This window comes from Demequina sp. B12 (assembly GCF_028823635.1).
Classification (GTDB): Bacteria; Actinomycetota; Actinomycetes; order Actinomycetales; family Demequinaceae; genus Demequina.
The window spans coordinates 1-15,333 of the sequence record NZ_JAPEHU010000004.1 but is presented as its reverse complement, the minus strand read 5'-3'; the positions used below and the strand labels follow the sequence as shown (position 1 = coordinate 15,333).

The window sequence follows — 15,333 nt, the reverse complement described above, 5'->3', positions numbered from 1 at the left end:
CGTCGACCTCGGACTGGGTGACCGTCAAGAAGAACGACGGTGGCTACTACTTCGAGTTCAAGGACCACGGGGACCACGACAAGGACATCGTTCCTCCATTCGAGGTCAAGCACGGCACCACCTACGAATCCACCACCACCGCCTACCCAGGAAAGAACTGGGACGACTACGGCCAGTGGATCTTCGCCAACGGCTGTGAACTGCCCGAGGACATCTGCGAACTGATCAACGACAACGTCGACGTCGACCAGTCAGCAACCACCTTCCGCCACGGCGGCGACGACGATGACGACAACGACGACTACGACCGCAGCAAGTGCAAGGTCGAAGTCGACCTGTGCCACTGGGACAACAGGAAGGACAAGTTCTCGTCGACCTCGGACTGGGTGACCGTCAAGAAGAACGACGGTGGCTACTACTTCGAGTTCAAGGACCACGGGGACCACGACAAGGACATCGTTCCTCCATTCGAGGTCAAGCACGGCACCACCTACGAATCCACCACCACCGCCTACCCAGGAAAGAACTGGGACGACTACGGCCAGTGGATCTTCGCCAACGGCTGTGAACTGCCCGAGGACATCTGCGAACTGATCAACGACAACGTCGACGTCGACCAGTCAGCAACCACCTTCCGCCACGGCGGCGGCGACGATGACGACAACGACGACTACGACCGCAGCAAGTGCAAGGTCGAAGTCGACCTGTGCCACAAGGACAAGAACTCCAACGAGTACACCCTGACTTCGGACTGGGTGACCGTGAAGAAGAACGACGGTGGTTACTACTTCGAGTTCAAGGACCACAACGGCTACTGGCACAAGGACGACATCGTTCCGCCGTTCGAGGTCAAGCACGGCACCACGTACGAGTCCACCACCACCGCCTACCCAGGAAAGAACTGGGACGGAAACGAAGAGTTCTTCGCGAACGGCTGTGAGTACGACCTCGAGATCTGCAAGAAGGTCTGGGACAAGGGTGGCTGGACCTGGGCTCCCATGGGAGTCCGGGAAGCGGACTACAACCCTGAGATCCACAAGTTGTGGGACGAAGAGCTGGGTGCCGCAGCCTGTGAGTACACCGAGGTGGTCTGCTGGGAGATGCCTTCCGGCATGGACTTCACCAAGGCGAACTGGCACCTCGGAACACCCGGCCTGAACAAGATGCCCGACATCAATGCCAACGCCTTCCCGCAACAGCGGGTGGACTGCGAGTACGAGCCGCCATGTGGCGTCTGGGTCCAGAAGGACTGGTACAAGATCAACACCGACGCCAAGGAAGAGGTGTACGAGAACCTGGGTGACACCCTCGAATGGGACGGTGGCCCTGAGGACTCTGCGATCGTGGTGAACTGGAAGTTCTACTACAGCGGAGACTGCGAAGCCTCCGGTGAGGTTCCGGTCTGCTTGCCGTCAGATCAGACAGCATCAGGCTTCACTCCCGGAGTGATCGAGTGGACCTACCTGAAGAACTACAAGGGCGAAGAGTCACACACCGTGACCCCAGACCCGATCCCCGCAGGGACCATCCACCCGGCATTCGACGTGCTCGACCACCTGAATGCCACCTACAAGTCCTACTCCGCTAGCAACTGGGGCGGATGGAACGACTACAAGTTCAACAAGTACTTGAAGAACGGGTGCCAGAACAACGTCGACATCTGCGTAGAGAAGGGCAGCAACGGAGAAGGTCCCCAGACCGCGTTCTCCAGCGGACCCGGCTCACAAGGCGGCTGGTGGTTCAAGAAGTCAGTCACCGAGCAGGAGTACGCAGACTTCTACTCCGACGCACCGCTTCCCGTGAACGGCAAGTGCAAGGTCACTAAGGATGACATCAAGATCTGCCACGCGAAGGACAATGGCAAGCTCTACCCGACAACGGTCGCGTGGATGACGGTCGGCAACAAGTCCTGGTTCACCCAGGGCGGCTCCGACCTGAACTTCTACCACGGTGACCACGACGAGGACATCATCCCGCCGTTCAACTTCGGTTCTGGTGACTACGAGTTCACCTACGCCGGAATGAACTGGGACGACTGGAGCTACGGGGAGTTCAAGGACTTCCTGAGGAACGGTTGCGAGTACCCCGACGAGTACTGCCCCACAGAACTCGACGGCAACGCCTCCGACTGGGAGCCCCTGGCCCTCTACCCCTGGGAGAAGAAGCGGTTCGTGAAGTACACCGACTGGACCGGCGATCCCAACGACTGCTTCAAGCCTGGCGGTCAGGTCGAGGTCTGCGTCCCGAACAATGAAGAGGAAGACGGTTGGTCCCTCGAGACCCTGTACTGGAAGGCAAACTGGAACAGCGAGGACTGGAAGTTCTGGCAGACAGTGTTCGGGTTCCCCTGGGCACCCTTCAACGCTGCAGATGAACTGGTCGCCGGATGGTCAGTCGAGAGTTGGAACTACATCGTTCCGCCGATCGACGAGGAGTGGTACGGCGTGCCAGTGGCACACCCCGGTGTGAACTGGACACCGCTCAACGCAGCCATCTGGGGAACCGGATGTGACCCGGTCGAGCAGGAGATCGAAGTGACCTCCACCCCTGTGACCTGTGAGGACCCCGACGGTGGCACCATCAGCGCCGCCTACCGGGCAGCCACAGGAGCAGGCGACGTCAAGCTCCGCCTGTACAAGTTGGTGCAGAACGGAGAAGGCTTCGACAAGGTCTACCTCGACGCATCGGGCCTGCCCGCCGCGGAAGGAGTCATCCCGGTCCTGCTCGAAGTCCTCGAAGGTGGAGGACTCCACGATCTGGACCTGAGTGGCTTGGGACACGGCACCTACGGGTTCGAGACTGTCGACGAAATCCACCGGGCTATCTACAACAAGGAGTTCACCATTGAACGCCCCGACGTGGAGTGCGCGGAGATTGACCCCGACGTCCTGAGCGGCGTGTGTGTCGACGGTGTTCCGTACCTGAACTACACCATCTCCGTGAAGGACGACTTCGATGAAGTTGACTTCAACGATGGCGCACGGTTCACGTTCATCGACGATGCCGACCCGGCGCTGATGCACGAGCTTGAGCCCGTGGCTCTGGCCCTGGCATCACAAGACGGAATCGAGTACAGCTACGACAGTGACACCAAGACGCACACCTGGAAGGGTCAGATGCTGTGGCCCGGAGCGTCGGAGTCACCTCAGAACTGGCCCGGATACGTCCTGGAAGAATCCGGCGAGTACACCAACGTGGGTAACGACAACTTCGGTTGGACCCGCGACGGCATGAAGGTGACGCTCGACATCAACCCCTCCGTGGAGTTCGACGTCGCAGCGTACCCCTCAGAAGATCCCGCCTGTGACGGACCAGAGTCCGATCTGGGAGCCTCGTTCATCAGCACCGAATGTGTGGCCGACGCCCCGTGGATCGACTACAGCATCGTGCTGACAGACCCCGCTGGAAGCTACGAAGGTGACGGCACCGTCAAGGTGACGCTGATCGGCACCAACGGAGAAACCTACGAGGTCCCCGAGCCCATCATGCTTGGCGAAGACGGAACCGTGAGCGGTCGAGTCCTCTGGCCAGGAGCATCCGTGGAGCCTGCCGAGGGCTACACAGAAGTCGACCCCTATGACGCGAACTCGTTCGTTCCCACCGGCTGGCCGGGATGGGCACTCGAGGACGGCGAGTGGGTCACGGTTGGCACTGACAACTTCGGTTGGACCCGACTGGGAATGACCATCAAGGTCGAAGTGAACCCCGAACTTGAGATCGAGGCGAACTACCCACCGGCCACCCCGGAGTGCAACGCCAACCCGGTACAGACCGTGAGCGCCGTCGCATCCGCGGCCACGCCCGTTGGAGCAACGGTGATCACCTACACCGGCTGATTCCCCCCTCAGCCGCATCACAGGCGCCCTCCCCGCGAACCTCAGTTTCGCGGGGAGGGCGTCCTCACGTGAGCACACAGATTCGCCACATCGCACGGCATCCACGCAACAGTCACTGCGGAAAAGCCCTCAACGTGACGTGAAATGCGCTCTCAAAGCCTTACAGAGAACTCCAGGCCGCTCACAGCAGCGCAGATACGACGTTTCTAGACGTCTTCGACGGGAGCGGCATCCTCAGAGATGTACACGGGAGTGCCGAGAGGAAGGCCAACCTCGGTCACGAGCTCCGTCACCGCGTCATTGGACATGCGGATGCAGCCGGATGACACGTACTCACCAATCGAGTCAGGTTCGTTAGTGCCATGCATGCCGATGATGGCTTCCCCGCCATTGAAAGAGTCGAGTACAGGCGAGTACCCGGACAAGCCGTACGCATAAGGCCCATACGGACCGTCGTCGGTGTCGGGCTGCAAGAGCTCGCGAATGTAGTAGACACCGCCAGGCGTAGGCCGATCGGACGTGCCCACACCAATCGGCGTCGACAACACGGCATCGGAGCCCTGATATACGGTGAGAGTGAAGTCCTCGAGGCCGATCTCCACGCGGAAGTCTGTGCTCGACACAGACACGTCAGCAGCCTGAATCCAGCCGGTTGACCCATTCGGGCGCACCGGGAGATACACCTCAAGCCACTCACCCTGTGAACGCTTCACCAAGAAAGTCAATGGGGTCGCGTCAGGCACCGTCAGCACGTCCTCTGCTGCAATCAGTTCCTGCTCTTCCCCGTCGGGCGAGTCATACACCGTGACCTCGCCCGACGTGGCGGTAGCAATGTCAGCGGCGGTCGCCACGTTGGGGATCAACGGAGACGCGGAGATGCTGACATCTGGTGCGGGAATCGCGCTTTGCGTGGTGGCGCCGCTGGACGTCACCGCAGGCTCCGGATCCGACGTGCAGGCCGCCAACGCAAGTGCCAACACTCCCACGCCCGCGCATGCCCGCGCAGGCCCAACCCAAGCCCCCATAGTGTGCCCTCATCCCTCCGCCAATGGTCATTCGATTCTAGTGACGAATGTCACAGAAAGCGAGAAAAAGACAGCCGTTGTCCACAGCCGTACTATGAGCGCATCGCTAGAGGGAGAACTAGATGTCGCCGGACCGCAGCAAGGCTGAAGACGCACTGATCGCGCGCATGCGCAAAGGTTCAGCCGCCATCGCCAACCCGGCATCCCTCAAGGGCCTGATAGCGACCATCACTGGCGCCATCATTCTGCTGTTGCCGGACCTCGCGACCCTGGCCCTGAGCACCATCGCATTCGTAGCGATCGCCCTCAATGGAGTCCTCGACATCGTCTTCGCGCTGCGCGGGAAAGCGCGGCAACGCAAGTCACGCAACCGGTTCTGGTCCCTGCTACGCGGCCTCATCAGCCTTGTGTTTGCTACGTTTCTGGCGATCGTGACCCTGGTGGAACCCACGGGCGCAGGACTCAGCCTGGCAATCATCGTGGGGTTCTTGGGCATCTACTTGGCGATCCGGGGCGCCGTAGTGGTCGTCCGTGCACTCACCAACCGCGATATCGATCACAAGGGCGTGCGCATCACTGGTGGCATCACCGCCATCGCGATTGGCGTCCTTGCGGAACGGGCCCCGTTCCAAGTGACCAATGCGCTGATCTCCGGGGTGGCAGTCGCGGCAATCGTGCTGGGGCTACTGCTCGTCACACGGGGCTTGCGCCGTGCGGAAGGCGACGTTCCCACCACCGCGGACCCGTCCACCGACGACATCCCCACGGTGCTGTGGGACTGGATCAAGAACTCGGACATCGGCCAAGAACACCGCCGGGAGCTTGCGCAAACGTTGTATTACGAGTCCCCTGGCCGCCTGTCCAAGCGGTCCGCCTGGTGGGTCATGTTGGTGCTGTCCGTCGCGATTGCGACGTTCGCGGTCTTGGCCGATTCCACCGCAGTGGTGATTGGCGCCATGCTGGTCGCGCCCCTGATGAGCCCCATCCTGGGACTCGCAGGCGCCATTGTGAACGGGTGGAAGCGCCGCGCGCTGGATTCTGCGCTCCTCGTAGGGCTAGGTGTGGCGGTCTCGATCGCGCTTTCGTATGGGCTTGCGGCGTGGGCTCCGGTCGCCGTGGCGATCGACACGAACACGCAGATCGTGTCCCGTGTGAACCCGGCCATTGTGGACATGTTGATCGCGCTGGCAGCGGGCGCAGCAGGCGCCTTCGCCACCGTCGACAAACGGGTGTCTGGCTCCATTGCAGGTGTCGCGATCGCGGTGGCGTTGGTGCCGCCGCTATCTGTGGTGGGTGTCTGCCTGGGCGCTGGCCGAATCGAGGACGCCTCTGGCGCGTTCCTGCTGTTCCTCACCAACTTTGTGGCCATCGTGTTGGCCGCCTGTGCCGTGTTTGTGCTGACGGGGTTCGCACGTCCGGCAGCGCTCCAGCACCGCGCATCGGGCATCCTCACCACCGTCATTCCGTTTGTCGCGCTGGCCGCTGTGATTCTGGTGCCCCTGATGTTCACGTCGCAGGGCCTGTTGAAGACAGCCTCCCTGCAAACAGTGTCGCAACGCGTGGTCGATGAGTGGCTTGGCGAGGATTCCGGGTTGGTGGTGCAGAACATCACCGTGGAAGCCGACCACGTCACCGTCGCACTGATCGGCACCGGCACTGCGCCCGCACCCCAAGGTTTGCAGCAGAGCTTCAAGAAGGAGCTTGACTCGGATGTGGCCATCACCGTGCAGGTGATCCCCGTAGAGGAGACCACAGTCACGGTCCCTGCAGACAGCGAGTAGCACCACACTCGGGCGGCTACACTCTTCTGGTCGCGGACTCGGACCGCGCACAGACTGCACAGGAGGTGCCCGATGAACGGCCACGACGCCGTCCTCGCGGACCTCTCACTCGAGATCTCCGCTACGGATCTTCCGCTCGTGCCCACCATCGCCGCGCACGTGCAGCCCGGGACACGTATCCACGTGACCGCGCTCGGCACGGAGTCCCCGGACTCGCGGCGCGCCACCGCCTCGGAACTCGTTGCACACGGCCTCACGCCGGTCCCCCACCTGGCCGCCCGCCGCTTCACCAGCCCCACGGAACTGGAAGACGCCGTCAGCGGCCTGGCCCACGCATCGGCCCAACGCTCGGTGTTCGTGATCGGTGGCGATCCGCGCCGTCCCGCCGGGCCCTACAGCAGCGCGCGCGACCTCATCGAATCGGGCGTGCTGGCACGCCACCATGTGGCCGATGCTGGCGTGGGCGGCTATCCCGAAGGCCACCCTGACATTCCGGACGAGGTGCTATGGGCTGAGTTGGCGGCCAAGGTGTCAGCGCTGGAGGTTCAGGGAATCTCGCCGTCGATCTCCACCCAGGTGTGTTTCGATGCGGACGTGCTGCTGGCGTGGGTGGCAGAGCTGCGCCAACGCCACATCTGGGCTCCGGTGCGGGTAGGAGCGCCCGGCCCTATGGGCGTGGCGCGCCTGTTGGGCTTTGCCAAGCGGGTGGGGATTGGCTCCAGCGCGGGCCTAGCCCGGAAGTACGGCACGTCCATCGGGTCGATGCTGGGCACGGCTGGACCCGACGAGTTCCTCAGCGCGGTGCAGGACGGACTCGATCCCCGCGTTCACGGCGACGTGTCCATGCACCTGTTCACGTTTGGCGGGGTGCGCGCCACGCTGGATTGGCTGGCCGCGCGCCCATAGGAAGTTGCCGCGGCTCAATGCCAGTTGCGGCGCCCAAACACCACATGCAGCAGGGGCACGACGGAGCCCACCATCAGGGTGACCCCCAGGCCCGGACTCATGCCATGGACCAGCGCTCCGGAAACCAGCAGGGCGCCAAAGATCATGGCCGAAATGAGCCGGCGTCCCGTGTGCTCGAGCCGGTTCATCGCGCTTTCTACCTTGGGGGCGACGACGCCGATGCGGCCGTCTTCCACGGTCTGCAGCACCGCGTCGATACGGCCGGGGAGGCGCCACGCAATGCTGGCCATCTCCCCCACATCCTTCACCAGGTCTCCGGCAAGTTTGCCGCTTTCCTCACGGAGGAGTTGCGCGGCGTACGGTTCGAGCGTGTCCCACGCGTTGTAGACCGCATCAAGCGCGGTGGCCACGCCGGACGTGAGCGACACTGCACGAATCAACAGCAGGTAGTCCTCCGGAAGTTGGAAAGGCATCTGGACAAGGACGTCGCCAAACTCCATCGCGAAGTCGCGGAACTGGCGCGGGTCAAGCTCCCTCAGTTCGGCGACCCCCATACCGCCGAACCGTGCGAACACTTGCGTCATGACACGTTCGAGTTCGTGGACATCGGCGTTGGGTAGCAACACTCCGGCCTGCTCAAATGCCTTGACCATGCCGCGGCCGTCACGCGCCGCCGAAGCGATGATGAGGGCGCGCATCGCGGACCGCAGGTGGTCGGGGATTTCGCCCATCATCCCGAAGTCCACAAACGTCAGTTCCCACCCCAGTTCACCCTCGCCGGGCGTGGGCCGCACGAACATGTTGCCGGGGTGGGGGTCGGCGTGGAAGAACCCGTGCTCGAAGAACTGGTCGAACATGACGGCAGCGAACACGTGCGCCACCTGTGAAGGGTCGATGCCGGCGGCACGGAGTCCGTGACGGTCAGTGATTTTGATGGCGCTCACGTCTTCCAGGGTGAGCACGCTGCGTGTGGAACGTTCCCACGCAATGCCGGGCACTCGCACACGCGGATCGTTGGCGAAGTTGTCGGCAAAGCGTTCAGCGTTGGAAGCCTCGTTGAGATAGTCGATCTCTTTGAGACTGGTGACGGCGAACTCTTCCACTAGCCCCGGCGCATTGACGCGGCGGTAGACCGCGCGGACACGGTTCAGCCACCGGCCCACGACACGGAGGGCAGCGAGGTCGACCTCGACGATCTCGCTGATGCCGGGGCGTTGAATCTTAACCACGACGCCGGCGAACCCGGCGTCTGCGGCATCGGCGTCCGTGAGACGTGCACGGTAAGCCTGTCCCAACGATGCGGCGGCCACGGGCTCGGGGTCAAAGGTCGCGAAGACGGACTCCAAGGGCATGCCGAGTTGCCGCTCCGCGACGGCGCGCATCTGTTCAAAAGGCACCGCCGGAACCTCGTCCTGGAGACCTTCCAGCTCCTTGGTCATCTCTGGCGGCAGGACGTCCAGGCGGGAAGACATGAACTGCCCCACCTTGATCATCAGGCCGCCCAGGTCCACCGCGAGCGCCCGGAACTTGCGTGCAAAGTTCTGGAAGCGCTTGGTGCGGTTGCGGTCGCCAATGGAGCCCAGGCCGATGCTGGGCAACATGATGTCGAACCACCACGTCGCCACCAGGTGACGGGCGGCGAACCGCAGAATGCGCCGGTAGCGAGCCTTGTTGGCGTGGGGCATCAACTCTCCTTAACCCCGCCGCCGGGCATCCGGTCAGCCCTGGGCAAGGATGGAGTAAATCTTACGTCGTGCCTCGTCGAGCGCCTCGATAGTGGCCTTCTGCTGCTCCGCGGACCCGATGCGTGCGACCTCTGCGGTGGCCTGGGCCAGGTCCAGTCCGGCTTTGGAGAGCGCTCCGAAGGGGCGGCCTTCCGTTTCCTCGTCATCCTTGATCCAGGGAGCCGATGCTGCAGCGGCTTCCGCCTCATCCTGAGCGTCCGCGGTAAGGGAGTAGGTCTTGCGGTCCTGGCTGAGTTCAGCGGTCACGAGGCCTTCGTCAGCGAGCAGCTGAAGCGTGGGGTACACGGAACCGGCGGACGGCTTCCAGCGTCCTTCCGTGCGCTCCTGGATCTCGCGGATGATCTGATACCCGTGCATCGGCTCTTCAAGGAGCAGGGCTAGGACGGCGGCGCGTACGTCTCCGCGCCCCATCCGTGTGCCCACTTTCTTGTCAAAGCCAGCACGGAGTGAGTCCATGGCGTCCCACATGGCGTCGGTGGCGTGGGTGAAGCTTTCGCGGGCGGAGCGTCCGCTGGCGGAGCGGTGGGTGTCATTCATGATGTCCTCCTGGAGTCCGTGATGACCATCGTCTACGTCATAACGTTCGCCTCTCAGCGACTGTGAACGATATATCGTCATCGTCACATGCTCACGGCCGGTGTGCAACCCCCTTCGCACAAAAGTGGCGGCCCCGTCACCATCGCAACGGGGCCGCCTGTGGCGCTGCCCTCCCGAACGAGCGCCGATCCGGGGAAGTCTTAGACGAGGAACACCAGGCCTGCTGTCACCAGGGGCAGTGTGAACAACACCCAGTCATTGATGATGTGTGCGCCGGCGGAGACCCACAGGTTCTTGGTCTTGAGGTACGCGAGCGACAAAATCAGGCGGGCCACTCCGATGACCGCGAAGCACTGGATGACATTCCAGCCATAGGTGGGCAGGTGCATCGCAGCAAACGTTGTGGCAGTCACCAGCCACGCCACCGTCACAGCGGCACCCCGCGACCAGCGGAAGGAGCGCACCAGGATCGACACAATCGCCAACAGCGGCAGGATCGTCACCAGTTCCTCACCAATCAGCTGGGGGATGGACGCGGCATACGCCGACACCCGCTCGCCAGCAGTGAGCGCAGCAAGCGTGTCTCCGATGGGGTTAGTTTCGAGTTCGATGAACCGGCCCAGAACCGCAGCAATGCCCAACGTCGCCACCAGATTGATCGCCGCGAAGCCGAACATCGCACCCACATCACGCGGGCGCACCCTACGGAAGATCGCCGTCCACCCCGCGGGCGCCGCCCAGGCCAGCGCGATCAACGGAATGACGGGGAACAGGATCGCGTGCGCCCAGTTCTGAAAGGCCGCCGAGCCTGGAAGCGGCACCGCGACCAACTGCACATACGACAGCGCGCATGCCGCCACCACCACGAGCCACTTGCCCGTACTGATCGCCACAGGGCTGGCGTTGTAGAACGGCAGGTCAGGCTTGGCTGCGGCCACATTCTTAGGGGCCGATGCGGCGGGTGCGGTACCCATGATTCTCTCCTTGAGTCTGGACTACTCGCCTGTACGGCGATGACTCAAGTCTTCTCTTTCCAGGCACGATGCACATCGTCCAGACGCAGACACTTGTGCGTACTGCGTTCGCAGTACGTGCCCTACTCGGCGTTCACTCCACCTGCCTGATACGCGGCCACGACGAGTTGCGCGCGGTCCCTGGCACCCACCTTCATCATGGCGCGGTTCACGTGTGTCTTTGCCGTGAGCGGACTCACAAACAGCTGCTCAGCGATCTGGTCATTGCTGAGGCCCTGCGCCACCAGCAACACCACTTCGCGTTCGCGCTCCGTCAAGTCCTTGAAGACGTCGCCCGCCACCGACGGCGCACGCCCAGGCGCGGTGACCTGCGCGATCACGCTGCGCGTCGCACGCGGCGACAACAACTGGTCACCTGCCGCGACCGTCCGCACCGCATCAACCAACTCCGCAGGCTTCACGCCCTTGCCTAGGAAACCACTGGCCCCCGCCTGCAAAGCACGCAACACGTACGCGTCCTCTTCGAACGTGGTCAACACCAGGACCCGTACCGCAGCAAGGTCCGGATCCTTCCCGATGAGCTCAGTAGCTTCCAGGCCATCCATGCCAGGCATCCGAACATCCATCACCACAACATCGGGCTTCAGTTCGCGCGCCGCGTCCACAGCAGCCTGACCATCAGCCGCCTCCCCCACCACGTCAATGTCTTCGCTGGAGTCCAAGATCGCGACAAAACCACCACGAATCAGGTCCTGGTCGTCAGCCACCACCACCCGCACAGTCACGCTGTCTCACCCTCACTCAACGGTGCCGTCCTCACCGGCAGCACCGCTCTCACCACAAACTCCTCGCCGTCACGCCCCACCTCTACGCTGCCATCAGCCGCCCCCACACGTTCCCGCATCCCCACCAAGCCCCAACCTGCACCCGAGCCGTCGCGAGCATCGGCCCGCTGCGCGACGTGGTTACGCACCTCCACCACCACAGCCCCGTCCTCCATCGCAACCCTCAACGCGGCCGCCCCCACGCCATACTTGCGCGCATTCGTGAGGGCCTCCTGCACAACTCGGTACGCGGCCATATCCGTCGCCGTCGAGAGACCAGGCAGAGACTCGGGCTCGTAGGTCACGTCCAGCCCGGCCTGACGCGCATCCGCCACCAGATCAGGCACCAGCGCCACCCCGGGGGCGGGGCGGGAGTCCTCGTCACCGTCCTGACGCAGAACGCGCAACATCACCGGAAGTTCGTCCATCACCCGCGCGCCCGCCTCATGCACCCGCTCCAAAGCCTCGCCGGCCTTGTCCGGATCGGAACCGAGCAGATGCTGAGCAAGCCCCGCCTGCACCGTCATCACCGCCACATGGTGACCCACCGCGTCATGAAGATCCCGCGCAATGCGCAACCGCTCCTGCGCCACGCGCTGCTGCGCGAGCGCATCCTGGGCCTCTTCCGCCCGGAGCGCACGCTCGCGTTCCTTCTCCACCCCAGCCCGGTACAACTGCGCCGCGACACCAATCGCACCCGCAGCACCCAGCCAGGCACCAGCGGAAATCACCAACTCGCTCGTGGCCACCGACCCCCAGGCCACTGCCACCACGCTCAGCGCCCACGCCGCCAGTACCGACTCAAGAGCGATGCGCACCGACCGCGTCCACGCCGCCGCGGAGTACACCGCAACCACCAACGGCACAAACGCCAGCGACACCGACTCGCTTAACGCCGTTGCCACCGCGAACAACGCCACAGCGCCCGCCAGCACCCACACTGGAGCGTCACGTCGCCACGCCAGCGCCCCGCTAGCCAGAACCGCCGCCGCGAAATCCGCGGTCGCGAGCGCCTCAGCACTGTCCGTAGACAACACCACCGTGACGATGGCCACCACCAGGAGGACGGCACCCCACGCGTCCCGACCGCGCACCGTCTCCGTCAACGGCAACTTCCGCCACAGGGCTCGCATAGCAGCCAACCTACCGGGAAGGACGCCCACTCAATGCGACCAACTCCGCAAGATCGCCATGGACCTCCAAACCTGCCGCCTCCCCCGTGCCGGCGAACAACTCCGTGCCGTCCGCGCCAACGAGTTCCACATGCACCCGCGCGTCAAGCGTCTCCTCCACCCGCCGGTGCATCTGCGTGCGCACCGGCGCATGCAACAACCCACCCCGCCGCCGCTCCGCCCACAGTCGGAGCCGGTCACCGGACTTGGCCTTCATCTCCCACCGCACGGACGCATCGTCAATCTCCACGACAGTGGTGCGGGCGCCCGTGTAGGTCGCGAACTTGTGCAAGGTGTCCTGGGCGGAGTTAGCTATCCGGAGTCCCACAATGAAGCCCTGGAAACGACTCCGGCCCCACGGAATGGTCGCGATCGAAGCAGACAGGCTCACACCCGGCGTATCGAAATGATGGGTCTGCATCCACACATATCCCTGCGGGAACGCCCGCCCCCAGTCCTTCTCGATGTACCCGCGCCCACCCGTGAAGTCCAGTTCCTGGTCCCCGAGCGTCAACGTCCCCTCAAGCCCATGCCCAAAAGACACCAGCCCGTGATAGCACTCCATCACCGGCACCCACGCATAGCGCCCCATCACACCGGGTTCACTCATCGTCACCGGCCATGGATCAAGTGGACTGGTATAGCGAACCGACCCGCTGAGCTGAGGACCCGCGAGGTCAACAGACAGGCCACGCTCGTCGAAGCGCTGCACCGGGGTAGAGACTGCAGCGCCAGCGAGCGGCACATCCCCAGTGCCATGACCCTCACCGCCAGGCCCCCACAACGTGACGTCGAACACGCGCGGATCCGCACGGAACTGAGAGGCCGGGAACGTCTCATACCAAGACTCGCCCGTGATGCCATCAAGGACTTGAACGAAGGCTTCGTCCTGAGCTTCCTCGCCACGAGCGCCACGATCGCTAGCCTTGAAAATGCCCGGAATCAACGCAAGCCGCGCACTGCGGTCAGCGGACACGAGTTTCACGTACCAACCCTCGAAGAACCCGGCATCCCCCTGATAGTCACCGTGATACCCAGCCGGATACCGCGTGGCAGCAAACGTTCCCGCCGCTCGCCTCATCGTCTGCGACACCCTCCGTACGGAGCCTGGGACCATAAGGCCAGGGTATCCCCGGCATCGGTGCTCCTGCCTGGTAGCCGGTGTGCGCACTCCCTGTGCCGGTCATGACACTCCCTGTACCGGTGATCGCACGGCTGGGGCGAGAGTTGCCGCTGTGACTGATGGGCAACCCCACGAGCCCCACCCCCCACAGTGGCCCCAGGTGTGCGACAGGTGGTCCGCCGGATAGCATGCGGGCATGGCGAAATCTGCTCCGATCGACGACATCCCCACCGGAGGCGAAGGCATCCGGCTTGGCCAGTTCCTGCAACTCGCGGGCCTGGTCGACTCCGGCGGTGAGGCCAAGGAAGTCATCCGCGAGGGCCTTGTCCTGGTGAACGATGAGGTCGATGAGCGCCGCGGACGCCAACTCCACGACGGCGACGTCGTGACGTTCAACGGGCGCAAGGCCCGCGTCAGCAAGTAGCCTGACGTCCGCCGCGGCGCATCAGGACAACCATCGCTAATCTGAAGTCGATGCCCCCGTTGCATCGCTAGGAGGCGGGCCCGTGTTCTTCCCCACCGTTGTCGCGACCGCGACGGCAGAGCAGCCCCTGCTCGATTCCGGGCGCATCGCCGCATTGTGGCTCATCGCAGGGTTCACGATCACGTTTGCTGTCACCCGCTGGGTCACCGTCAAGATTCGACGGCGAGAAGTCGCCGGCACACCCACCGAGGGCGGGGCGATCAAGAACGTGCACATCGGCGGCGTGCACGTGCATCACCAAGTCTGGGGGATCCTTCTGGTCCTCATGACCGGTGTGCTGTCCTTCCGGTATCGACCAGACTCACCGTGGCTAGAAATCTTGGCCGTGCTGTTCGGTGCGGGGACCGCGCTTGCGCTGGACGAGTTTGCCCTGTGGCTCCACCTGGAAGATGTGTACTGGTCAGAGGAAGGCCGCAAATCCATCGATGCGGTACTGGTCGCACTCGTGGTCGGCACCGTGTTGATCCTGGGGTCGTCCCCGCTGGGAGTGGACTCCACCGACCTCAACGAACAAGGGTGGACCACGTTCGTCATCATCGTCGCAACCCACATCTTGACAGTCGTCCTGTGCCTCCTCAAGGGCAAACTCCTGATGGGGCTGTCCGGACTGCTCATCCCCGGTGTCGCGCTCGTAGGCACGCTGCGACTTGCCCGACCAGAGTCGTTCTGGGCACGCCGGTTCTACAAGGGACGCAAACGCGAACGCGCCAACGAACGTGGACAACGAGTGCAGGCGCGGCGCGACCGGCTCCGTGACCGTCTCGCCGGAAGCGGCCTCACCAGCACCAGCGACAAGAAACGCTCCGCGACCTGACCGCCCCCACCCACAGCAAAGCCCCCGGGAGCCGTGAGGCTACCGGGGGCTTTATCTGAGCCGCCTAAGGGAATCGAACCCTTGACCTATTCATTACGAGATGTTGGGGCGC

Annotated in this window: 12 protein-coding genes; 5 read left to right on the top strand and 7 right to left on the bottom strand. The window is 63.6% G+C overall.

The features are described 5' to 3' along the window. Positions 1-17: 17 nt before the first annotated feature. A complete protein-coding gene (locus ON058_RS09450; RefSeq protein WP_274668806.1) occupies positions 18-3,836 on the top strand; it encodes a hypothetical protein in 3,819 nt (1,272 codons plus the stop codon). 206 nt (positions 3,837-4,042) lie between these two features. Here ON058_RS09450 and ON058_RS09445 read toward each other — a convergent pair whose 3' ends face one another. Further along, positions 4,043-4,822 carry a L,D-transpeptidase gene (locus ON058_RS09445; protein ID WP_274668805.1) on the bottom strand — a complete coding sequence of 260 codons (780 nt, stop codon included), beginning with the start codon at positions 4,820-4,822 and terminating at the stop codon, positions 4,043-4,045. A 161-nt stretch (positions 4,823-4,983) separates the two neighbouring features. On the opposite strand from ON058_RS09445, the gene ON058_RS09440 reads away from it, so the two are divergent. Together ON058_RS09440 and ON058_RS09435 are read left to right on the top strand one after the other, a co-directional pair. After that, the gene (locus ON058_RS09440) at positions 4,984-6,642 is read left to right on the top strand and encodes a DUF389 domain-containing protein (protein WP_274668804.1); all 1,659 of its coding nucleotides are present in this window, start codon (positions 4,984-4,986) and stop codon (positions 6,640-6,642) included. A 72-nt stretch (positions 6,643-6,714) separates the two neighbouring features. After that, positions 6,715-7,548: a methylenetetrahydrofolate reductase gene (locus tag ON058_RS09435; protein WP_274668803.1), complete on the top strand. Its 834-nt coding sequence runs from the start codon at positions 6,715-6,717 to the stop codon at positions 7,546-7,548. Positions 7,549-7,562: 14 nt separating this feature from the next. Here ON058_RS09435 and ON058_RS09430 read toward each other — a convergent pair whose 3' ends face one another. The 6 genes from ON058_RS09430 to ON058_RS09405 form a co-directional block, all read right to left on the bottom strand. Continuing rightward, a complete protein-coding gene (locus ON058_RS09430; protein ID WP_274668802.1) occupies positions 7,563-9,233 on the bottom strand; it encodes an AarF/ABC1/UbiB kinase family protein in 1,671 nt (556 codons plus the stop codon). 33 nt (positions 9,234-9,266) lie between these two features. Further along, positions 9,267-9,761: a PadR family transcriptional regulator gene (locus ON058_RS09425; RefSeq protein ID WP_274669090.1), complete on the bottom strand. Its 495-nt coding sequence runs from the start codon at positions 9,759-9,761 to the stop codon at positions 9,267-9,269. 269 nt (positions 9,762-10,030) lie between these two features. After that, on the bottom strand, positions 10,031-10,804 hold the full coding sequence (locus tag ON058_RS09420) for a CPBP family intramembrane glutamic endopeptidase (RefSeq protein WP_274668801.1): 774 nt from the start codon (positions 10,802-10,804) through the stop codon (positions 10,031-10,033). Positions 10,805-10,926: 122 nt separating this feature from the next. Continuing rightward, a complete protein-coding gene (locus ON058_RS09415) occupies positions 10,927-11,589 on the bottom strand; it encodes a response regulator transcription factor (protein WP_274668800.1) in 663 nt (220 codons plus the stop codon). Beyond that, positions 11,586-12,761: a sensor histidine kinase gene (locus ON058_RS09410; RefSeq protein WP_274668799.1), complete on the bottom strand. Its 1,176-nt coding sequence runs from the start codon at positions 12,759-12,761 to the stop codon at positions 11,586-11,588. The genes ON058_RS09415 and ON058_RS09410 overlap by 4 nt, the downstream gene beginning before the upstream one ends. A 10-nt stretch (positions 12,762-12,771) precedes the next feature. Continuing rightward, complete coding sequence (locus ON058_RS09405; RefSeq protein ID WP_274668798.1) at positions 12,772-13,917, bottom strand: tocopherol cyclase family protein; 1,146 nt, start codon at positions 13,915-13,917, stop codon at positions 12,772-12,774. Positions 13,918-14,119: 202 nt separating this feature from the next. On the opposite strand from ON058_RS09405, the gene ON058_RS09400 reads away from it, so the two are divergent. Both ON058_RS09400 and ON058_RS09395 read left to right on the top strand, forming a co-directional pair. Next, a complete protein-coding gene (locus ON058_RS09400) occupies positions 14,120-14,347 on the top strand; it encodes an RNA-binding S4 domain-containing protein (protein ID WP_274668797.1) in 228 nt (75 codons plus the stop codon). A gap of 82 nt (positions 14,348-14,429) precedes the next feature. After that, positions 14,430-15,221 carry a hypothetical protein gene (locus ON058_RS09395; protein WP_274668796.1) on the top strand — a complete coding sequence of 264 codons (792 nt, stop codon included), beginning with the start codon at positions 14,430-14,432 and terminating at the stop codon, positions 15,219-15,221. The last annotated feature ends 112 nt before the right edge of the window (positions 15,222-15,333 follow it).